Source organism: Hymenobacter sp. J193, assembly GCF_024700075.1.
Lineage (GTDB): Bacteria > Bacteroidota > Bacteroidia > Cytophagales > Hymenobacteraceae > Hymenobacter.
The window spans coordinates 1612443-1635000 of the sequence record NZ_JAJONE010000001.1; the positions used below are offsets into that span (position 1 = coordinate 1612443).

Consider the following 22558-nt stretch of genomic DNA (forward strand, 5'->3'; position numbering starts at 1 on the left):
AAAGGGTAGCTATATTTGTTAAGTCACATTCGCCAGGTGAAGTAGTATAAGATGATTGCCGGGCGAGTGTTGTGGTGTTGGTCTTTCACTTCCTGCTGCTTTTTTGCTCCTGACCGTCCGATTTCTGGTCCAGGCCCATGCAGCTAAACCGTTGTATTCGAGCAGTTGAAGCGCCTATAGGCGCTTCCCGGCCAGGTATTGCCGCTACTGTTGGGCTTCCCTTCTGTTTTCACCCTTTTTCATTTCAACCATGAAACAGTTTTCCTCGCGCACTTTCTACGGCCGGCGGCCGGCCCGTCGGCTGCCCGCCACCCGCTGGGCTTTGTTGGCGGGCCTGCTCCTGCTGTTGCTGCTGGCCCGCACGGGGCGTGCCCAGGGCATAATAGTACGCACCGTGGGGTCGGGCGGAGAGTTTGCCACCATCAACGAAGCGCTACGGAACACCTCGGGTGCAGAGGCTTACGAGTTGCAGCTGCTGGACGGCACCTTTACCGAGGACGTAACCATCACGCAGGCTTTCCCGGCCGGTGCGCCGCTCACTATCAAGCCCGCAGCAGGTAGCACCGTGGTGTGGGAAGGCACGCTGGCGCTGGAAGATGGGGCTGCAAATGTGACAGTGGATGGCCACAACGGCACCACGGCCCGCGCCCTCACCCTGCGCCAGCCCGACGCGGCCCGCCCCACGCTGCAGTTTGCCCATGATGCGCAGGCTATTACCGTCCGGGACCTTATTATCCAGGGCAGCAACGCCAGCAGCTTGAGCGGAGTTGTAGTGATTGGCTCCGGCACTACTTCGGGCCACAAGGAGCTGCACCTCATCGGTAACCAGATTGGCAACGTGCCCACGGGCAGCGCGCCCGTAAACCTCATTTACGCGGCCAACGCCACAGCCGGCACGCTCAACGAGCAGATAACCATCCGCAAAAATGAGTTGCTCAATTTCACGGGCACCGGCCTGGCCGTACAGGCTGGCAACGGCGGGAACTGGACTATTACCGAAAACAGCTTCTACTACAACCTGTCGGCGACGCCAACTTCGGCCCAGCGCGCCATCGATTTTCAGCCCGGCGCGGCTTCCGATGGCAATAGCATCACCTTGAACACCATTGGCGGGCGCACGGCTACCGCTACCGGCATCTGGGACAACACCGGCATCAACGACTTCCAGGCTATTGTGGTGAGCTGCGGCTCGGGCACGGGTGCTGCGGCCAACGTACTCAGCAACAACACCATTCGCAACATCACGCTGAGCCGCCAGAACACCGAGCAGTCACTGACGGCTATTCTTGTAGAAGGCGGCCGGGTGGAGCTGACCGCCAACGTAATTTCCGGCCTGGCCAACAGCGGTACAAAGGGCGTGAACAGCCTGATCAGCCGGGGTAACGTGGTGCTGAGCGACTTTGCGGTGAGCAGCGGCCAGATTATGGCCGTGGAGCGCGGCACGCTGCACGTACTTAATAACCTAACGAACAGCGGCATCCTCAACCACACCGGCGGCAACATGCTGGTGGAAGGCAACTTCACCAACAACGGCACCTTCGCCCAAACCCAGGGTGACCTAGAAGTGAAGGGCGACATGACCAACCGCAACATCTTCAACTGCACCACCGGCGCCGTAAAGCTTACCGGCAGCCGCGACCAGAAAGTAAGCGGCGGTACTTACTTCAACCTGGAAGTAAACGGTACCGGCACCAAAACCCTTACGGGCAATATGACGGTGTACAACGGTATTCAGATGACGCAGGGTATTCTCAACACTGGTGCTTTCCTCATTAGCGTAGGGCCGCTGGCCAACGTAGTGGAAACCGATGCCAGCTACATCCTGGGGAAAGTAGAAGCCTCGGGCCGGGAGCCGGAAGCCGGGAAAGCCGAAGACTTTGGCAACATTGGCCTGGTATTTACGCCCCAGTTCGGCTCCGTGCTGCCAGGCTTTATGACGGTAGTGCGCACTACGGGCACCGCTGTATCCGGCCAGATCCAGCGGTACTTCGATGTGAATGCCGATGTAGCCAGCGGTCTGACGGCCTCCATGGTTATCAAATACCTGCCGCACGAAATCGGCACGCTGAATATGAGCAAGCTGGAATTCCTGCAGTCTACCAACAACGGGGGCGACTGGACTGCCGAAGGCATAAGCAACAGCACGACGAACATGGCCGAGCTGGACAAGGTAACGAGCCTGGGCCGCTGGACGCTGGGTGTTTTCGACAAGCCGCTGCCAGTCACCCTCACGGCCTTCTCGGCCCGCGCCGATGGGGGCAACGCGGTAGTATCCTGGTCTACCGCCACGGAAATCGACAATCATGGCTTCGGGGTGGAGGTGTCGGCGGATGGACGGACGTTCCGCACGCTGGGCTTTGTGCCGGCCGCCGGCCGCGGGCAGCAGTACCGCTTCGTGGATACCGAAAAGCAAAAAACCGGCGTGCGCTACTACCGCCTGCGCCAGGAAGATACCAACGGCCGCATCACCCACACCGAGGCCCGCAGCCTCGCGTTTGGCCCGGCCAGCCTGACGCTGGCCGCTTACCCCAACCCCTTCGCCGGGGACCTGGAGCTGCGCCTGTCCTCGCCGCTGGCCGCTACCGCCGTGCTGCGCCTGGTAGATGGCCTGGGCCGCACCGTATGGACCGCTACCCGCGCCCTGCAGCCCGGCACCAACCAGCTGACTGCCGCCCCAGCGTGCGCCGCCGGCACCTATGTGCTGGAAGCCACGCTGAACGGCCAAGTGCTGCGCCAGCGCGTAGTACGCCGGTAGATTTGGATTCTGGTTCTTGGATTCAGTGCTTCTCGCCCGGTGCTTTGTGTTTGGGATGCACCCAGATAGAGTCTAAGCACTAGGCACCAGGCCTGAAGCAATAGGAAAAAGCAAACCCGTCTGGTTTTCCGGGCGGGTTTGCTTGTTTTAGAAGGTTGGCAGTTCCCGGGCCCCGCCTTACCTTTGGCGATATGGAAACCAAAGCCCCCGCACTTGCTCAGGACACTGCTGTGTTCGATCTTATTCGTCAGGAAAAAGAGCGCCAGACGCACGGTATTGAACTCATTGCCTCCGAAAACTATGTCTCGGAGCAGGTGATGCGGGCTCAGGGCTCCATCCTGACCAATAAATACGCCGAGGGACTACCCGGCAAGCGCTACTACGGTGGCTGCGAAATTGTTGACCAGATTGAGCAGTTGGCTATCGACCGGGCCAAAGAGCTGTTTGGGGTAGAATGGGTGAACGTGCAGCCGCACTCCGGCGCCCAGGCCAACGCCGCCGTAATGCTGGCCGTACTGAACCCCGGCGACAAAATTCTGGGCTTCGACCTTTCGCACGGCGGCCACCTTACCCACGGCTCGCCCGTCAACTTTTCGGGCAAGCTCTACCAGCCGTCATTCTACGGGGTGGAGCCCGAAACCGGCCTTATCGACTGGCAGAAGGTAAAAGAAACCGCCCGCCGCGAGCAGCCCAAGCTCATCATCTGCGGGGCCTCGGCTTACTCCCGCGACTGGGACTACAAAGCCCTGCGCGAAGCCGCCGACGAAGTGGGTGCCCTGCTGCTGGCCGATATTTCGCACCCCTCGGGCCTGATTGCCAAAGGCTTGCTCAACAACCCCTTCGAGCACTGCCATATTGTAACCACCACCACGCACAAAACCCTGCGCGGCCCGCGCGGCGGCCTCATCATGCTGGGCCGGGACTTTGAAAACCCTTTCGGGCTGAAAACCCCCAAAGGCGAGCTGCGGATGATGTCGGCGCTGCTGGACTCAGGCGTATTCCCCGGCACCCAGGGCGGGCCGCTGGAGCACGTTATCGGGGCTAAGGCCGTAGCGTTTGGCGAAGCCCTGAGTGATGCTTACACGGATTATACCCAGCAGATTATCCGCAACGCCCAGGCGCTGGCCAAAGGCTTCACGGACCGCGGCTACAGCATCATTTCGGGCGGCACCGACAACCACCTCATGCTCATCGACCTGCGCAGCAAAGGCCTCACCGGCAAGCTGGCCGAAAACACGCTCATCAAGGCCGACATCACCATCAACAAAAACATGGTGCCTTTCGACGATAAGTCGCCCTTCGTGACCAGCGGCATGCGCATCGGCTCGGCTGCCGTAACGACGCGGGGCCTGAAGGAAGCCGATATGACGCGCATCGTGGAGTTTATCGACGACGTACTGATGCACCACGCCGACGAGGCACACCTGCTGCGCGTGCGGGGCCAGGTAAACGAGTGGATGCAGCAGTATCCGCTGTTTGCTTAACCGTGAGATGGTGAGGCGGTGAAGTGGTGAGTTTCGCAGCCGCCCTCCGGCAGCCAACATCCCGTTGCCGGGGTTTCTCGTTTGTTTGTCCACCGGAATTTGTCTGAACGGCAACTCCCTCTTCACCATCTCACCATTTTACCTCTTCCTTTGAATACTGAATCATCCCAGCCGGGCACCCAGCAGGAAATGTCTTTCATCGACCACCTGGAGGCCCTGCGCTGGCACATTATCCGGGCGGCTATTGCGGTGGTCGTCTTTACCATTGCGGCGTTTCTGGCGAAGGACTTCCTGTTTCATGACCTGATTCTGGGGCCTTCGCGCGCCGACTTCTGGACCTACCGCACCTTCAACCAGGTAGGTGAGTGGCTGGGGGCTACTGCCCTGCACATGGATAAGCCCACCTTTGACCTGCAAAATCGCCAGATGAGCGGGCAGCTGACCATGCATATCAGCACCTCGTTTGTGGTGGGGCTTGCGCTGGGCTTCCCCTATACGTTCTGGGAACTGTGGCGCTTTATCCGGCCAGGGCTTTACCCGCATGAGCAGGCCAACTCGCGGGGGGCGGTGTTCTTTGTGTCGGTACTGTTTATTCTGGGGCTATTGTTCGGCTACTTCGTGGCGGCTCCGCTCAGCATCAACTTTCTGGCGTCTTACCAGCTCGACGCCACCATCGAAAACCAGATTGACCTGCAGAGCTACATCAGTACGCTCACCACCATGTCTCTCTCGTGCGCCTTTGTGTTTGAGCTGCCCATGATAGTGTTCTTCCTGGCCAAAGCCGGGCTGATTACCCACGAAATCATGCGCGTGTACCGTAAGCACGCCATTGTGGTTATTCTGGTAGTGGCTGCCGTCATCACTCCACCCGATGTTTCGGCCCAGATTATCGTCACCATCCCCATCATTCTGCTCTACGAAGTCAGTATTCACATTGCCCGCGTGGTGCGCCGCAATAGCACCCGGCGCCTCAACGAGCAGCTGGCTCAGAATCAGGGAGTCAGTTAATGTGCTGATGTGGGGAATGTGCTAATGTGAGAAAAGTGGTTGAATTTGCTGATTGTCGTTCTTCGTCAGTCCATTCTCTCTTATTAGCACCTCAGCACATTCTTCACATTAGCACATTCCCACATTCCCACACATTAGCTCATTCGAAAATGAAAACCCTCGCCATTGGGGCCGACCATGCCGGCTTTGCTTACAAGGAGATGTTGAAAACCTGGCTTGTGGAGCAAGGCTACGCGGTACGCGACTTCGGCACCCACTCTCCCGACTCAGTGGACTACCCCGACTATGTGCATCCGCTGGCTTCGGCCATTACCGGCGGCGAGTTTGAGCAGGGAATTCTGGTATGCGGCTCGGCCAATGGGGTGTGCATCACGGCCAACAAGCACGCGGGCATTCGGGCGGCAATTGCCTGGGAACCGGAGCTGGCCTCACTGGCGCGACAGCACAACAACGCCAACGTCATCTGCCTGCCGGCCCGCTTCGTGAGCGAGGAAGCCGCCCGCGCCATCGTAACGCAGTTCCTGGAAACCAACTTCGAGGGCGGACGCCACCAAACCCGCGTGGATAAGATTAATTGTTAACTCGTTATGCTGGTTGGCTTGTTTAATGGTTGGATAGTTGCTTCAACTAACAACCCTGTAACCAGTTAACAAGACAACCATTTATTTACTTTAACTCATACAGTCCCGGCGTGGCGGTGCGCTGGTAGCGCCCGAACACGGCCGGGACTTTGTATTGCAGCTCGGGCATCAGGCGAGCCTGGTCGATGATATAAGTAGGCGGCTGCGGGCCGATGTTGCGCGCCAGCCGGAACACGGCCGCATACTGGTTGAGGTGCCCGAAATCTACCTGCGCCAGCTGCCAGTCGAGGTAAGGCGTGGCCAGCTGGTTGTGCAGGTAAGGGCGCCGGTCGGGGCCGAGTACGAGCAGGCGCTGCTGCTCCAGCTCCGCATACACGGGATTGGGGCGCACGGCGTAATTTTCTTCGAGCGGCAACGGCAGCATGTGGTCCAGCTGCAGCACGCCCCGGTAGCGCACCACTTCCACTACGGCCAGCAGCATCAGCATCAGCAGCCCCGGTACCCAGCTGCGCGCAGATTTCTGCCACAGAAACAAGCTGAAATACGCCAGCGGCGGCAGCAGCAGCACCAACGAGCCGGGTGCGGTGCCCCGCGTGAGCAGCAGCAGCCCCACGACCTGCACCAGCCACACCAGCATCAGCTGCATAAACTTGGCCTGAAACACCAGTCCCAGCGAAGTGGTAAACGTGCGGGCTAGCGCCAGCACCAGCACGATACCGGGCACTACCAGCAGCTGCAGCTGCAGAGCCCGCGGGAGGCCATCCTGCGCCGCCGCCAGCCCCTGCAGCATCGGCTTCAGATGAAACTCGCTGAAGCTGGGCAGCGCGTCGGCGTAGAGGTAGAGCGTAGCCACCGCCGCGTACGGAAACAGGAAGCCGCACACCAGCAGCAAAAAGCTGCGAAAGGAGTTGGCCGCGAAGATAATAACGGCAAACAGCGCCACTACCAGAAACAGCGCCAGCGGCAGAAACGACAGGGCCCCCAGCCCAATCAGAAAGCCTGCCCGGAACAAGCGCCGGTTGTCGTAGCCCTCCCGCAGCGTGGGCAGCAGGGCACTCAGCGCGAATACGATGCTGGTTTGCCCCAGCAGCAGCGGCGACAGCGTATCCAGATCAGTAGTGATGCTGGCAAGCAGCAGGTACGTCAGGGCCGCCACGTAGCCCCGCTCGGGGTGTACGCCGCTATGGTTGAGCACGAAGTTGAAGCGCAGGGCCTGCGCTACCAGCGCCGTTAGGGCCAGGATGCGGTACAGCCACAGCGGCCGGGCCGCCACAGCGTCGAGCCCGCCCAGAAACCAGGCGACCAGCGGGGCGGTGCTGTCGTACAGGTCGCGGTAAGGCAGCGCGCCGGCGTGCACCCGCTCGCCTACCAGCAGGGCGTGCAGCTCGGCGGGCGTGAGCGGAATTCCCAGCGCGTGCAAGGGCAGGCGCAGCGCCAGAATCAGCAGGAGCAGCGCCAGCAGCCGGCTCGGCAGGGTGCTTTTAAAGAACTGGAGCAAGTGAGATGGAGAGGCTTGGAGGCTTAGGGGCCTGGGGCTTGGTTTTTACAGCCAAACTCCAAACCGCAGCAAAGATAGACCTCCCGGCAGTGTCGGCCATTCCCGATTCAGCGGCCAGCCAACAAACCTGTTCCGCCGCAACTCCCTAAGTCCCTATCTTTGCCAGTTCTTATGGAAAGCAAACGACAACAGAAATTTGCCAGCTTGTTGCAGCAGGAGCTGGCCACCGTGTTTCAGCGCGACGTGCCCCACCTGTTTACGGGTCTGGCCCCCGGCATCAGCACCATTCGCGTGTCGCCCGACCTGGGCACGGCCCGCGTGTACCTGAGTGCCCTGCTGGCCGGCAGCGGCGAGCAGCTGCTGGAGCAGGTGCGCGACAACGAAAAGCCTATTCGTATGGCCCTGGCCAAGCGCGTGCGCCAGCAGGTGCGCGTGGTGCCGGCCCTGCAGTTTTTCCTCGACGACAGCGCCGCCTACGCCGCCCGCATGGACGAAGTGTTTGGGGGCCTGAGCATCCCGTCTCCCCCTTCCGAAGACGACTCCGAGCCGCAGAGCCCGCCTAAACGCCCCCGCCTCTACTCCGATGAAGACGAAAAGTGAACTAGTGAGCTAGTGAAATAGCGAGTTGACGTTCCGCGCGTCTACTCCTCTTCGCCAAGCAACTCACCATTTCACCATTTCACCATTTCACCACCTCTTCACTTGCATTACGACCCGATCAAGAAAACGCTGGGCCAGGTATTCAACCGCACACCCTGGCTGCGGCGCGTGTTTTATCACCTGCTCGACTTACTGCTGCTGCGTACCTGGCACGTCCACCGCGAGCTGCGCCAGTGGGCCAAAGGCCGCACCGATGAGTCCCTCACCATCCTGGATGCCGGCTCCGGCTACGGGCAGTACACCTACTGGCTTTCGGGTCTGAGCCGCAAGTGGCAGATTCTGGCCGTGGATGTGAAGGAAGAGCAGATTGCCGACTCCAACCAGTTTTTTCGCCAGATCGGGCGGCCCTACGTGCAGTTTGCGGTGCAGGATCTGGTACTCTATCAGGAGCCCAACACCTTCGATCTGGCTTTGTCGGTTGACGTGATGGAACACATTCTGGAAGACGTGGAAGTATTCCGCAACATTCACGCCTCCCTCAAGGACGGCGGCATGCTGCTCATTTCAACCCCCTCCGACCAGGGCGGCTCCGACGTCCACGGCGACGGCGAATCCAGCTTTATCGAAGAGCACGTGCGCGACGGGTATAACATCCACGAAATCCAGCAGAAGCTGCGCACGGCCGGCTTCGAGCGAATTGAGGCCCGCTACAGCTACGGCGAGCCGGGCCAGGTTTCGTGGCGCCTGAGCATGAAGTACCCCATTCAGCTGCTGGGCGTGTCGCGCTGGTTTTTCCTGCTGCTGCCGTTCTACTACGCCGTGGTATTTCCCTTCTGTCTGCTTTTGAACTGGTTCGACGCCACCCGCATTCACGATTCCGGCACCGGCCTGATTGTGAAGGCCTGGAAGTAGCTGTTTCGGCGCGGCCGGCGTATCTTGGAGCATCTATCAGGCAACCGCCACTTTTGCTATGGCCGACAAGAACGATTTCTCGGAAATTATTACGGATATCCTGCTGGAACTGCAAAAGCACAGTCAGGAATTACAAAAGCACAGCAGCGTCCTGCGCACCGTGGTAGACGTGCAGGAGCGCATGCTCACGGTACAGGAGCAAATGCAGCGCACCCAGGAAAAGATTCTGGACCGCCTCCACCGCAACGAAGCCGGCTTCAATGCGTTTGCCGGGACAGTACTCGACCACCTGGGCGACATCAAATCTGATTTGCGCGGCATCCGTACCACCATCTTTCAGGACCACGAAGAACGGCTCCGGCGTCTGGAAGACTTCATGCGCCGCGCCGGTTAATCCGTATACAGCTTCACCTCCCGTTTTTCAGCCTCCCCGCGCCCTGCATGAACGTTCCGTTCCTCATTGCCCGGCGTTATTTTCTCTCGAAGAAGAAGCGCAACATCATCAGCATTATCTCCAACATTTCGATGGTGGGGGTAGCCGTAGGCACCATGGCCCTGATTATCGTGCTGTCGGTTTTCAACGGCCTCGAAGACTTAGTCCGCTCCCTCTACGGCAAATCGGACCCGGATCTGAAAATTGCGGCAGTGGCGGGCAAGTCCTTCGAGATAAATGAGCAGTTGCTCAACCGTATCCGACAGGTACCGGGCGTGGCCATCGTCACGGAAGTTATTGAGGACAATGCCCTGCTGCGCTACCACGACCGCCAGATGGTGGTAAAAATGAAGGGCGTTTCGGAAAATTTCTTTGCCCAAAGCAACATCGACTCGGCCCTGGTGCAGGGCGACCACCGCTTGGTGAAAGACGGCGCTGAGTATGCCCTGGTAGGCGCCGGGGTGCAGCACGAGCTCAGCATTGCCCTCGACAACCGCCTCTCCCCCCTTCAGCTGCTGTACCCGCGCAATACAGGCAAGCGTACTCTGTCCTTCAACCCCGAAACGGCCTTCAACGAGCAGCCCATTCTGGCCGGCGGCGTGTTCCTGATTGAGCAGCAGATCGACGACAGCTACATTTTCGTGCCCCTTAATTTTGCGCAGAATCTGCTCAACTACGGCAACCGCCGTACCAGCCTAGAAGTAAAAGTGAGCGAGAGCCGCGAAATCGACCAGGTGCAGGAGGACGTAAAAAAGGCCCTGGGCCCGAAATTCTCAGTCTTCAACTCCGACGAGCAGCACGTGAGCTTGCTCAAGGCCATCAAGGTGGAGAAGATGTTCGTGTTCATCACCTTCGCCTTTATCCTGCTGATTGCCTCACTCAATATCTTCTTCTCCCTCTCCATGTTGGTGATTGACAAGCGCAAGGACGTAGCCGTACTTCAGGCTATGGGTGCCACCAGCCACCACATCCGCAACATTTTCCTGTTCGAAGGCGCTATTGTCGCTCAGGTAGGTGCAATTACTGGTCTGGTGCTCGGCGTTACCATCTGCTGGTTGCAGCAAACGTTTGGGCTGGTTTCGATGGGCATGGCCACCGCGGTAGTCGATTCGTACCCCGTGAAGATGCAGGCGGCCGATATTGCCCTCACGGGCCTGGCCATTGTGTTCATCACCATTGTGGTGTCTATCCGGCCGGCACTGGCCGCCTCCCGCCTCGACTTGCGCGATAATCTCTAACAGCGCCGCAGCCAGCAACAGTTTTTCTGACAGGCTCAAAATGACGCACGAAGTGGAATATTTTGTGTGGAAAATTATGACTATTTATAGAAAAAATTTTGCTTTGCGCTATATTATTCGGTATATGGCATTTGTTCTTACTTTCGATGCCGCATTAGGCGATTATTATGAAAGTCTCCACGGCGCAGCCTTTTCAAATAGTATACTCCTTACTGGAGCATGAGTTCCTGGGGTATCTGTTTGAGTCGTACGTGGTGCAGCGCAATGCCCGCGGGCAGCTCACGCTCCAGCACCAGAGCGTGTCGGCCAAAAACGCCGCCGAGTTTGCCGATGGCCTCGACCCCGCCGACTTCGAAATCATTGCCCTGACGGACCAGATTCAGCAGGAAGCCGTTATCAAGGAGTTCTGGCCCAAGAAGATCAATACCGCCGACTTCTTCTTCAAGATCTACGACCCCGACAAGGGCGACAAGACACTGCAGGACCGCATCTGCCAGTACGTGCAGCACCGCATGGCCCAGATTCTGGCGCGGCTGGCGGGCAAATGCGTGTTCATTATGGGCAAGGATGGGGAGCCGACCTGGCGCGAAATCCAGCTGGCCCCCGAGCGCGCCTCGGTACTGTTTCACTTTCGTCGCAACGAAGACAACACCCATTATTTCCCCACCATCCAGTATCAGGGCCAGCGCCTCGACTTTCAATTCAAGGATGCTGTGCTGGTGTGCTCTCAGCCGGCCTGGCTGCTGCTGGATGGCGTGCTCTACAGCTTCCGCAACGACGTAGACGGCCGCAAGCTGCAGCCTTTTCTGCGCAAAAAGTTTATTGTGATTCCGCGGCAGGTGGAGGAAAGCTACTTTCAGCGCTTTGTAGCCCCCTTGGTAGAGTCGTTTGACGTGCACGCCCGTGGCTTCGATATCCGCTCGGAGCGCTACGTAGGCAAGCCCCACCTCACGTTTTCGGACGTACCAGGACCGGAAGTAGTGCTGGAGGAGCGGCCCGTGGCCGCCCGCGCCGCTGGTCGGGGCCGCGTAGCCGCCGAGAGCGGCGGGGTAGCCACGCTAACCGCGCCGGCCGAGCACATCCACTTCGATTTATCGTTCTGCTACGGCGGGCACACGGTGCACCACAGCTTCGATAAGCGGGTGTGCGTAAAGCTGGAAAAAGCCAACGGCAACTACATCTTCCACCGGCTTATCCGTAACCTCGACCATGAGCAGGAAATCATTGGGGAGCTGCGGCAGCGGGCCTTGGAGGTACGCAATGGCCGGGCCGTGCTCGAAAAAGCCACCGCCTTCCGCTGGCTGCACAGCCATGCCGAGGACCTGGAGCGGCTGGGTTTCACGGTGGAGCAGGGCACGCACTCGGGCAAAGACTACTTTATCGGGGCCGTGACGGTGCAGGTGGGCATCACCGAAACCAGTGACTGGTTTGACGTGCACGGCACCGTGCGCTTCGGCGACTACGAAATTCCGTTTATCCGGCTGCGGCCCTACATTCTCAACCGACGCCACGAGTTCCGGCTGCCCAACGGCCAGATTGCCATCATCCCCGAAGAGTGGTTTACGGAGTACCTGGAGCTGTTTGCCTTTGCAGAGGAGCACCACCACTCGCTTACGCTCAAAAAGCACCACGTAGCCCTCATCAGCGACCTGCAGAACGGCAACCTGGCCACCGTAACCATGAGCCGCAAGCTGGAAAAGCTGCGCGACTTTGAGGCGGTAGAAGACCAACCTATTCCCGTCGGTTTCCGGGGGAGCTGCGCCCCTACCAGAAGGCCGGCTACAACTGGCTGCATTTCGTGCAGCAGTACCGCTTTGGAGGCTGCCTGGCCGATGATATGGGCCTGGGCAAAACTATTCAGACGCTGGCCATGCTCCTACACCGCAAGGAAAGCGGCGCGGCGGGTGGGGCAGCTTCATTGCTGGTGATGCCTACTTCCCTGGTATATAACTGGATGGCTGAGGCGTTCAAGTTCACGCCGGGGCTGCGCCTACTGATTTACACTGGCACCTACCGCGAAAAGAACGTGGAGCAGTTCGCCGATTACGACTTAGTGCTGACCAGCTACGGCATCGTGCGCCTCGATGCGGACCTGCTCAAAACCTACCACTTCGACTACGTGATTCTGGACGAGTCGCAGGCCATCAAAAACCCCAGTTCCACCACTTCTCAGGCCGTACGCCGCCTCAACTCCCGCCACCGCCTGATCCTGACGGGCACGCCGGTGGAAAACAGCACCATGGACCTCTGGTCGCAGATGTCGTTTATCAACCCGGGCCTGCTGGGGTCGCAGGCGTTTTTCCGCAAGGAGTTTCTTAAGCCTATCGAGAAGGAAAAGGACGAGCAGAAAACCCGGCGCCTGCACTCCCTCATCAAGCCCTTTATTCTGCGGCGGCACAAGGCCCAGGTGGCCCGTGAGCTGCCCGAGAAAATTGAGCACCTGAGCTACTGCACCATGACGGAGGAGCAGGCCCAGTGCTACGAGGAAACCAAGAGCTTTTACCGCAACAAGATTCTGCAGAACATTGAGGAGCATGGCACGGCCGGCACCCAGTTTATGCTGCTGCAGGGCCTCACCAAGCTGCGCCAGATTGCCAACCACCCCCGCATGGCCGACGAAACCTACGAGGCGGAGTCGGGCAAGCTGCGTGAAGTGGTGCGCATGATTCGGAGTGTAATAGCCGAGGGTCACAAGGTGCTGGTTTTTAGCCAGTTTGTGAAGCACCTGGATCTGGTGCGCGCTTCTCTGGATGAAAAGCAGATCAAGTACGCCTACCTCGACGGCAACACCCGCGACCGGCACCAGGAGGTGCAGCGCTTCCAGGAGACGGAAAGCCTGCGCGTATTCCTGATTTCCCTGAAAGCGGGCGGCGTAGGGCTCAACCTCACCGCCGCCGACTACGTGTTCATCCTTGACCCGTGGTGGAACCCGGCCGTGGAAGCCCAAGCCGTAGACCGCGCCCACCGCATCGGGCAGCAGCGCACCGTGTTCACCTACAAGTTCATCAGCAAGAACACGGTAGAGGAGAAAATCCTGGCGCTGCAGCGCAAGAAAATTCAGCTCGTCACCGATTTGATTACTACGGACGAGGCCATCATCAAGAGCCTCACGAAGGAGGATATTGAGGAACTGCTGGGGTAAACAATCAGCCATCCTCCAGCATGGGACTTTTCACGCCAGCCTTCCTGTAGCCAGGCCATGCACCTACTTCTCCGCACGTACGTAGCCGCGTCGCCGGCCCAGGTCTGGGAGGGCTTTACACGGGAGTTGTTTCTGGCGCTGGCTCCGCCGTTTCCGCCCATGCGCCTGCTGCGCTTCGACGGCTGCCGACGCGGCGACGAAGTGCAGATTGAGCTGGGTGCCGGGCCGCTGCGGCGCCGCTGGACCTCGCTCATTATCGAGCACGGTACGCTGCCCGACGGCACGTATTTCTTTGTGGATGAGGGCCAGGAGCTGCCCGCGCCGCTGGTAGGATGGCGCCACCGCCACTTGCTGCAGCCTGCGCCGGACGGCGGAACTATCATTATAGAGGATATCACCTACCAAACCCGGTTCATCTGGTTGGATAGACTTATATATCCCATCATGTGGACACAGTTTGCGGTGCGCGGGCCCGTGTACCGCCGCTGGTTTGGAAAGCCTAGTGTTGGATGATAGTGGTGGCTGCCGGGAATGATGGCCGGGTCCCGACAGCGTAGTTGAGCTAGTTGCCGTACAAGCCGGATACTACCCAGTATCTTGCCAGTACTCCAATTTCCTGTATGTTCAACTCTACATTTCTGCCCTGGTGCCTGCGCCGTTTAACTGCGCGGTATGCGACGGTTCTGACCTGCAGCCTGACAAGCTTAGTGCTGGTAGGCTGCGCCGGCTCTCATCCGGCCTATCAGTTTCAGCCCAGGGCCCACAGCGTAGTTGCTTCCGATACGCTGCTGGCGGATAGCAACCCGGCATCTGCTCTCCCCTCGAGGGCTGTGATTGGCACCAAGCCGGCAAGCCGTGTGCACCCGCCGCAGCAGAAACCGCAGTCACACCAACCCGCTCGCCGGTCGCACTACCAGCGCGTGGTGGCCGTGCGCAGATTGACAGCAACTCACCCCGTGCTGGCACGCTCGGCGGCGCAAGCCGCCAAGAAGCACCAAGCCAAGCCCAAGCAAGTCGAGGAAGTGGGTCTGGGTACTACTGTGCTGGGCGTATTGGGGCTGGTGGTGTTTCCGCTAAGCCTTATTGGGCTGCTGATCTGGGGCGGGCCGGTATGGGCTGTGCTGGCGGGGTTAGCGGCGTTAGCGGTACTGGTGGCGTGGCTGGACCCATTTGCGTAAAGTTAGGATGCTATGGGAAAAACATGACACCCAGTAAAAGGGATTCTAGAAAGCTGTAGTATATATTTTAAGTTGTATATTTGAGAATGCGTGGTCAGAGCAATATATTTGATTAGTTTTTAAGATCTCAGTATGAAAAGAATATTAGTCGCATTATACATGTCATTACATGTTTTCGTAAGTTATGGACAGGCTCCTGCTTTTCATTTAACCGAGACGATTGGCACACCGATTAGCTCTCCAGCTGATGTGATAGTAGATAAATATGGCACCATCTATATGTTAGATATTTATGGTATTACAAAGCTTACAGCAGAAGGTAAGCTAATAGAGAGTATTATGCCCGAGGAATATCGGGGTAGCTACTCAATGGGTTTAGATATAAATGGAAATAGTTATTTTTGTTCACCTGATGGAGTGCAAAAATATGATTCAAAAGGAAAGTTGGTATTAGAATTTGGAGCTAAAGGTTCTGCAGCCGGACAATTTAAAAATCCATATTCCATCTGCGTAGATTCTAAGGGTGATATTTATGTTGTAGACAATAGTAACAATAGCTTGCAAAAATTCGATAGTTCAGGTCAACTGCTATTTATCTACAACTCTTCAGGTGTAACTGGACTACAAAATCCAGTGGATATGGCTTTAGGGCAAGATGGTACTATTTATGTTTTTGATGAAGGTTATAATGTGACAAAAATATCTTCAGCAGGGAGTTATATACAAACTATCCCATTAAAAGTTCCATATAGACCTCAGACAGATGGTGCAATTTCCGTTGCTGTCGATAATACAGGGAATTTGTATATGACTAGCTTTCGCCTAGGCGGAATTCACAAATTTTCTGCTGAAGGAGAGCATATCGACATTATAGGAGGAGATGCCTATTTAAGTGGTCGTACTTCTCTATGCTTCGACAGAGCTGGTAACTTATATGCAGCTGATTGGGACACGGATAGACTGTATAAGTTTGATCCAACAGGTAAGCAACTCGCAAAATGGGGGAGTCTTACCCAATTAGGGCCAATAACGCAAGATAAATACGGGAATTACTATGTATATGATCAAAATAAATGGCAGGTATCAAAATTCACTAAATCACACAAATTGCTGTGGCAAATAGGTGGTCAAGAAGAAGGTCCGCAACTTTTCCCAGGCGGAGCAATTGATATTGCTGTAGACTTAAATGAGCAAGTTTATGTTTTGTCATCCGGCCAGGTCACAAAACTCACAGCCGATGGTAAATTATTAAGGAGTTACACAAACCTTTTTGATGACATACAATATTATGCTGGAAATGTTGGTATAGCATTGGATAATTATGAGGTTATGTATATTACAGATTATTATGGTGGTGTTATACGAAGAATTAATCGTGACGGGAACATGCTTTCGGCTATTGGAGTACAGGGAACAGAAGCTGGCCAACTGTGGCTACCGCAGGATGTAGCAATAGACGCCAATGGATTCGTATATGCCGTTGATAACGGAGGATTACGAGTTCAGCGTTTTAGTCCTAATGGTCAATTCATACAGGAATTTGGGAAACGTACAACTGTTGATGGTTCAGTGGCAGAAAGTTCCGTATTCCTAGAGGTGGATGAAGCTGGCAAAATGTATGTAAGCAGTACATTAATTGGGGGGCTACAGGTATACGACGAAAGAGGACGGAATAAGACTTCTATTAAATCACTTAGAGGAATTGGCTTTTTTTCCCTTAGTAAGTATAATCAACTTGGCTCAACACGATTAATTACAGCGGGTAGTGATGTAATCCGTTTTTATAAATCTGATCAAGGTCCACAGAGCAGAAACATAGTTGCTGGCCAACTCTTTCAGGACCTCAACAAAAACTGTCAGCAAGACACCAACGAACCCGGCTTAGCGGGTATACCCGTGGTGGCTGAGCCAGGTAACTATTACGGTTTATCGGATGAGCAGGGGCGCTACACTATTGCAGTAGATACTGGTTCTTACCTCGTGCGGGAGCTGCTGCCTACTGATGAAATCGGGCGCTCCATTAAACCACTCTGCGTAACAGCCACCCGGGCTACGTTTGCCACCTACGGCAATGTGCAGGAGCTTCCTGCTTTCGCCAACGCCGTAACCCTCTCGCCGTTTCTAAGCGTCAGCATTGGCTCTAATCGACGGCGGCGTTGTGCTCAAAATATCACCACGGTCACGTACCGCAATACCGGATTTGCCACGGCCGCCAATGCCCAGGTAACGGTGACCCTGCCAGAGCAAGTCGTATTAGTTTCGGCCAGCAGCCCCTACACCCGCACCAAGCAGGGACAATACATTTTCTCGGTAGGTAACCTGGCACCTGCACATAAGAGCCAAATCGTGATTAAGGACTCTGTGGTGTGCGGCAATACGGAGCTACGGGGATTAACGGTGTGTACGAAGGCGCAGATAACGCCTGAAAATACCTATCCTTCCTCACCTACAAAGCCTCCCGCTTCCCTGCAGGCCAGTGGCCGACTGGAAGCCAACAACCAGGTGCGGTTTGTGCTGCGTAACACGGGCACCGGAGCTACTACCGATAGTCTGCTGCTCCGCCTCTACCAGGATACCGACCTGTCGCTGACGCACCGCTACGCCCTAGCCGCCGGCGACAGTGTAGTGCTGCGCGTGCCAGCCCTGCGCTCCGTAGTTCGGCTGGAAGCAGACCAGCCCGAGGGACATCTATGGCAGCGTTACACCAGTGCCACCGTGGAAGTACCTAAACTGCGCACTAGTAATGCCCCCTCGGAGGCTATGGCAGCCTTTCCGCTCGAGGAAACAGAGCCCGTAGAAGCAGAGGATTGCCAGCCCATCGTAGACTCTTTCGACCCCAACGATAAAGCGGTATTGCCAGCTGGGCTTACGGCAGAACACTACACGCCTACCCAAAGCCTGCTACGCTACCGCATCCGCTTCCAGAATACCGGCACCGATACGGCGTACTTCGTGACCGTGACAGATACCTTATCGTCAGACTTAGACATCAGCACCCTACGCGTCGGGAATGCTTCGCACAACTTCCGCCTTCAAATGACAGGGCAGGAGCGGCCAGTCCTGACGTTCACCTTCCCGCGCATCATGCTCCCTGATAGTGGCCGCAATGTCCTCGGCAGTCAGGGGTTCATCGAATTCTCTATTCGCCCTAAACCTAACCTAGCAGTCAAAACCTTGATTGAGAACGTGGCCGACATCGTGTTCGACTACAATGAGCCCGTTAGAACGAATGTTACCCAAAACCGGCTATTCGATATACCCCGGGAAATAGTGCCTGCGGTGTGGCAGGAGTACACGGCCCTTGAAACCGAGCCGCACATCAGCAGCTTTGCGCCGGCTCGGGGAAAATCCGGCACCTTGGTCACGTTGCAGGGTATGCGCTTTGGGGCCACACCTACTCTCAATAAAGTATGGTTCAACAACCAGCTTGCGGAAATAAGCAGTGCTTCCCCGACAGCCCTGGTCGTGCGGGTGCCCGCCGCTGCTACCACGGGCAGTATAAGGCTTACGACGACTGACGGCGGTGCGACTAGCACCTCGGTATTTCAAGTGGAAGGAACAGCTACTTCTCTCTCTGTCTCTGCCGGAATGGCCGGGCTGTTGAACGTGTATCCTAACCCAGCCCACGGAAGCATAACGGTAAACTGGCAGCAGGCTAAGTGCCAGGTGCGTGAAGTGCGTTTGTATAATGCGCTGGGTAAGCTACTGCACGCACAGCTGATTACTGATCAAAAGGCAACGGCTCTGCTCTTGTCATTAAATGCCGCCAAAGCTGGGTGGTATTTTATTGTGGTTGAAACCGACCTTGGAACCGTCACTAAGCGAGTGGCGGTACTGTAAAGGCAGCCTGCGGCGCAACCTGCCACCACGCGATATTTTAAATTCAGTTGAGGCTGCGTCTCTCGCTTGGGCTACCTTTGTCGTCCATTTCTCTTGCTTCTTGCTGCCATGCCCACTGCTTCCGTAACGCTTAAACCCGGTAAAGACCAGTCCCTTCGTCGCCTGCACCCGTGGGTCTTTTCCGGGGCCATTGGCCGCATGCGGGGCGAAGTTGTGGAAGGCGAACTAGTGGCCGTTCACGCGGCCAACGGTGAGCTGCTGGGTGTGGGGCACTACGCGCCCGGCTCCATTGCCGTGCGGATGCTGGCTTTCGGTACCGAGGCCCAGTGGCCGGACGCGGCTTTCTGGGAAGAGAAAATTCGTAATGCCTACCAGCTTCGCCAGGGGCTAGGCCTCACGGGCACTGGCAACACCAACGTGTACCGCCTTGCTCACGCCGAGGGCGACGGTATGCCCGGCCTGATTATCGATGTATACGGCGACACAGCCGTCGTGCAAACTCACAGTGCTGGTATGTACAAGGCCCGCCCACTCATTGCGCAGGCACTCCAAGCCGTAATTCCCGGGCTGCGGGCCATCTACGATAAAAGTGCCGAAACCGTGCCGACGAAAGCCGCGCCCGACGCCCAGAACGGCTACCTGTTTGGGGAAAGCAGCGGGCAGGAGCATGTTGTGCAAGAAAACGGCCACCCTTTCGCCGTAGATTGGGAGACGGGTCAGAAAACGGGCTTCTTCATCGACCAGCGCGACAACCGCAGCCTGCTGGCCCGCTACGCGCCCGGCCGTCGGGTACTCAACACGTTCTGCTACACGGGCGGCTTTAGCTCCTACGCTCTCATGGCCGGGGCTGAGCTGGTTCACTCCGTCGATTCCAGCAAAAAAGCCATTGAGCTAACGGAGCGCAACGCTGCCCTTACCGGCCTGCAGGACCGTCACGAAGCCTACGCCCAGGATGTGTTCAGCTTCCTTAAGGACCGTCACAACCAGTACGACCTGATTGTGCTGGACCCGCCGGCTTTTGCCAAGCACCTTTCGGCCCGCCACAATGCTCTGATGGGCTACAAGCGCCTGAATGTGGCCGGATTACGCCAGATTGCGCCCGGGGGGCTGCTGTTTACGTTCAGCTGCTCGCAGGTAGTGAGCATGGAGTTGTTTGAGGGTGCTATTCTCGCCGCGGCCATCGAAGCCGGCCGACCCGCCCGCATCCTGCACCGCCTCACCCAGCCTGCCGACCACCCCGTGAGTCTCTTCCACCCCGAAGGCGAATACCTGAAAGGCTTGGTTCTGGCGGTAGAGTAGAATAGCTAATAAGTCCGGGAAATGATATTATTGAGTAGTAGCTACGATAATAGCCCGTAGCCCTGCACACGTATGCGCTGTTTCTTTGGCTTAGTAGCTGTTTCTGTACTAATGCTGACCAACTGCGAACAGCAACGTTCCGTCAGCCAGGCGTCTCCCGCCACTGCTGTCGTACCAGCCGATAGTGCCAGTGCTATTGTAGCAGCGCCTCCATCACCTCTGGTCCCGCCCCCAACGCCCGATACAACGGACGTTAGCCGCGTCAGATTCGGTTACCGTATTGGCCGAGACACCACATTCTATAGCAGCCAGCAGAAGTACCGGCTACTGTTGCGGGCCGAAACCGACTCAACCAAGCCATTAGCCGCTACCAGCCAAGGCATAGTAGGTCTGGCTTTCGCTGATGATACCCAGACTTTCGCAAAGACTAACCAGGTGCGCGGTTATGAAGGCCGCATTACAATCACCCTCCTCGACGCTGACCAGAAGCAGGTATTTCGACGGCAGTTGCGTAAGGAAGACTTTTTCAGCGTTGCCAGCCCCGACGTAGTGACGGTAAGCGAACTAGGAGGTGTTAACAGTAGGTGTTAAGTTGGGTATGGAGTACATGCTGACAGATGTGCAATGGGCGCGGATTGCGCCGCTGCTACCGGGCCGCGAGGGCACCAAAGGCGGGCGGGGTCAGGACAATCGACGCTTTGTGGAGGCGGTGCTGTGGCTGACACGCAATGGCTGCCGGTGGCGGGCCCTGCCGACCGAATGGGGCAACTGGCACACGACCTACACGCGCTTCCAGCGCTGGACGGCCTCCGGCGTGTGGGCCCGGGTGCTGGCGGCTGTGCAACAGGACGACGCGCTGCACACGCTGCTGGTGGACTCCACCACCGTGCGGGCGCACCAGCATGCCAGCGGGGCACGCAAAAAAACGGGCCGCAAGCCCTCGGGCGCAGCCGCGGCGGGCTGACGAGCAAGCTGCACGCGGTGGCCGACGCGCGGGGGCGGTTTGTGCGTGGGGGCTTGACGGCGGGCCAGCGCCACGATGCCCCGCAGGCGTTGCCGCTGCTCGACGGGTTGAGTCCGGCGTATGTCGTGGCCGACCGTGGCTACGATTCCGACCAGTTCGTCGCGGCCCTGGCCGCCCGCGGCACCTGTGCCGTGATTCCGCCTCGGCGCAAGCGCCGACACCCGCGCGCCTACGACGTGGCCCGCTATGCCCAGCGCCACCCCGTTGAGCGGCTCTTTAGCCGACTCAAGCAGTTTCGCCGTGTGGCCACGCGCTACGACAAGCTCGATGCGCATTTTCTGGCCTTTGTTCATCTGGCCGCAACCGTGCTCTGGTTGCGCGACTGTTAACACTTCCTAATACCTTAATCATTAACTGCCTTGGTCAAGTGCGTAAAGCGTTCAGGTATACTGGCGCCGGGGGAGCAATAGGCTTTGAGGTACCTCGCCGCTATTTACCCCAAACGCACACCTATTACTTTCTGCCGGAGTCAGATGGCTTGTAAACCCTCGATAAACACAAATCTGATCAGGTAACGACCATACCGCTAACCCAAATGCAGCTATTCCACAAACCATTACGACCAACAGAAGTGCGCATGGTACTTGATAATTACGCCCTCTATATCGATAAGCTACACCCTACCCAAATACGCTACCAACGCTCACCCCTTTATATTGACTAAGGCAAATCAGCTCTAGAGCTAGCTCAGATTCAATGAAGCCCGCCTTATTTTAAGCAGGCGAATTACCAGCTAATTAGCAGAGTGGTCCTACTATTTGCTTGAACTCAAAGGGCACCGACTACAGCATCTTCTTGGCTTACCCTAAACGCGTCAGCGCCCCCGCATCGGCCTCCGGGTTGGGGAGGGGGTGACGCGGGGGCGCTGAGCAAAGATAGGGTTGGCGGCGACCGACTCTCCCACCGGTGAAGGCAGTACCATAGGCGCAACGGGGCTTAACGACTCTGTTCGGAATGGGAAGAGGTGAACACCCGTGCTAAAGCCACCATTCCTGGTGTGCAAGGCAGCACATGCCTTGCCAATATCGTTGACGCAGTGAACGGGTAAGAAAGCAGAAACGTAAGCTTCTTGACTACAGAAGCGTTCGAGTCATTAGTACACCTTGGCTGTGGTATTTCGACCTCTACACCTAGTGCCTATCAACGTGGTCATCTTCCACGACTCTTAATTATCGGATATCTCATCTTCAGGTGAGTTTCGCACTTAGATGCTTTCAGCGCTTATCTCATCCCAGCGTCGCTACCCGGCGCTGCAGCTGGCGCCACAACCGGTGCACGAGCGGCTGGTCCAACTCGGTCCTCTCGTACTAAAGTCAGGTCCTGTCAAATATCCAACGCCCACCACAGATAGGGACCGAACTGTCTCACGACGTTCTGAACCCAGCTCGCGTGCCACTTTAATCGGCGAACAGCCGAACCCTTGGGACCTTCTCCAGCCCCAGGACGTGACGAGCCGACATCGAGGTGCCAAACCTCCCCGTCGATATGAGCTCTTGGGGGAGATCAGCCTGTTATCCCCGGCGTACCTTTTATCCTTTGAGCGATGGCCCTTCCATGCGGAACCAC

Annotated in this window: 13 protein-coding genes, 2 rRNA genes and 2 pseudogenes (1 of these 17 running past the window's edge); 14 read left to right on the plus strand and 3 right to left on the minus strand. The window is 57.2% G+C overall.

The genetic code is table 11. The features are described from left to right. Positions 1–250: 250 nt before the first annotated feature. The 4 genes from LRS06_RS06970 (at position 251) to rpiB (ending at position 5828) form a co-directional block, all read left to right on the plus strand. Positions 251–2755: a T9SS type A sorting domain-containing protein gene (locus LRS06_RS06970; RefSeq protein WP_257870824.1), complete on the plus strand. Its 2505-nt coding sequence runs from the start codon at positions 251–253 to the stop codon at positions 2753–2755. Positions 2756–2946: 191 nt separating this feature from the next. After that, entirely contained in the window at positions 2947–4239 is a 1293-nt protein-coding gene (gene glyA / locus LRS06_RS06975; protein ID WP_257870825.1) for a serine hydroxymethyltransferase, read from the plus strand. Between the two features lie 150 nt (positions 4240–4389). Next, on the plus strand, positions 4390–5247 hold the full coding sequence (gene tatC / locus LRS06_RS06980; RefSeq protein ID WP_308239878.1) for a twin-arginine translocase subunit TatC: 858 nt from the start codon (positions 4390–4392) through the stop codon (positions 5245–5247). Between the two features lie 149 nt (positions 5248–5396). Next, a complete protein-coding gene (gene rpiB / locus LRS06_RS06985; RefSeq protein ID WP_257870826.1) occupies positions 5397–5828 on the plus strand; it encodes a ribose 5-phosphate isomerase B in 432 nt (143 codons plus the stop codon). A gap of 85 nt (positions 5829–5913) precedes the next feature. On the opposite strand, the gene LRS06_RS06990 is transcribed toward rpiB, so the two are convergent. Next, positions 5914–7326 carry a hypothetical protein gene (locus LRS06_RS06990; protein WP_257870827.1) on the minus strand — a complete coding sequence of 471 codons (1413 nt, stop codon included), beginning with the start codon at positions 7324–7326 and terminating at the stop codon, positions 5914–5916. 171 nt (positions 7327–7497) lie between these two features. On the opposite strand from LRS06_RS06990, the gene LRS06_RS06995 reads away from it, so the two are divergent. The 10 genes and pseudogenes from LRS06_RS06995 to LRS06_RS07040 all read left to right on the plus strand — a co-directional run bounded on the left by LRS06_RS06995 (position 7498) and on the right by LRS06_RS07040 (position 21321). Then, positions 7498–7926 (plus strand): ribosome-binding factor A, encoded by a 429-nt coding sequence (locus LRS06_RS06995; protein WP_257870828.1) that lies wholly within the window; start codon positions 7498–7500, stop codon positions 7924–7926. A gap of 102 nt (positions 7927–8028) precedes the next feature. After that, on the plus strand, positions 8029–8838 hold the full coding sequence (locus tag LRS06_RS07000) for a bifunctional 2-polyprenyl-6-hydroxyphenol methylase/3-demethylubiquinol 3-O-methyltransferase UbiG (protein ID WP_257870829.1): 810 nt from the start codon (positions 8029–8031) through the stop codon (positions 8836–8838). A 58-nt stretch (positions 8839–8896) separates the two neighbouring features. Next, positions 8897–9232, plus strand: coding sequence for a hypothetical protein (locus LRS06_RS07005; RefSeq protein ID WP_257870830.1), 336 nt, complete (start codon positions 8897–8899; stop codon positions 9230–9232). Positions 9233–9279: 47 nt separating this feature from the next. Next, a complete protein-coding gene (locus LRS06_RS07010) occupies positions 9280–10509 on the plus strand; it encodes an ABC transporter permease (protein ID WP_257870831.1) in 1230 nt (409 codons plus the stop codon). Between the two features lie 167 nt (positions 10510–10676). Further along, positions 10677–13651, plus strand: a pseudogene (locus LRS06_RS07015) (SNF2-related protein). Between the two features lie 57 nt (positions 13652–13708). Then, complete coding sequence (locus tag LRS06_RS07020) at positions 13709–14164, plus strand: hypothetical protein (protein WP_257870832.1); 456 nt, start codon at positions 13709–13711, stop codon at positions 14162–14164. Positions 14165–14271: 107 nt separating this feature from the next. Next, on the plus strand, positions 14272–14829 hold the full coding sequence (locus LRS06_RS07025; RefSeq protein WP_257870833.1) for a hypothetical protein: 558 nt from the start codon (positions 14272–14274) through the stop codon (positions 14827–14829). A 159-nt stretch (positions 14830–14988) separates the two neighbouring features. Next, a complete protein-coding gene (locus tag LRS06_RS07030) occupies positions 14989–18669 on the plus strand; it encodes a T9SS type A sorting domain-containing protein (protein WP_257870834.1) in 3681 nt (1226 codons plus the stop codon). Between the two features lie 108 nt (positions 18670–18777). Beyond that, positions 18778–19968 carry a class I SAM-dependent rRNA methyltransferase gene (locus LRS06_RS07035; protein WP_257870835.1) on the plus strand — a complete coding sequence of 397 codons (1191 nt, stop codon included), beginning with the start codon at positions 18778–18780 and terminating at the stop codon, positions 19966–19968. Positions 19969–20575: 607 nt separating this feature from the next. Next, positions 20576–21321 (plus strand): annotated as a pseudogene (locus LRS06_RS07040) (IS5 family transposase). A 550-nt stretch (positions 21322–21871) separates the two neighbouring features. On the opposite strand, the gene rrf reads toward LRS06_RS07040, so the two are convergent. Then, a 5S ribosomal RNA gene (gene rrf, locus LRS06_RS07045) occupies positions 21872–21983 on the minus strand. Positions 21984–22066: 83 nt separating this feature from the next. Then, a 23S ribosomal RNA gene (locus LRS06_RS07050) occupies positions 22067–22558 on the minus strand (it continues 2417 nt past the right edge of the window).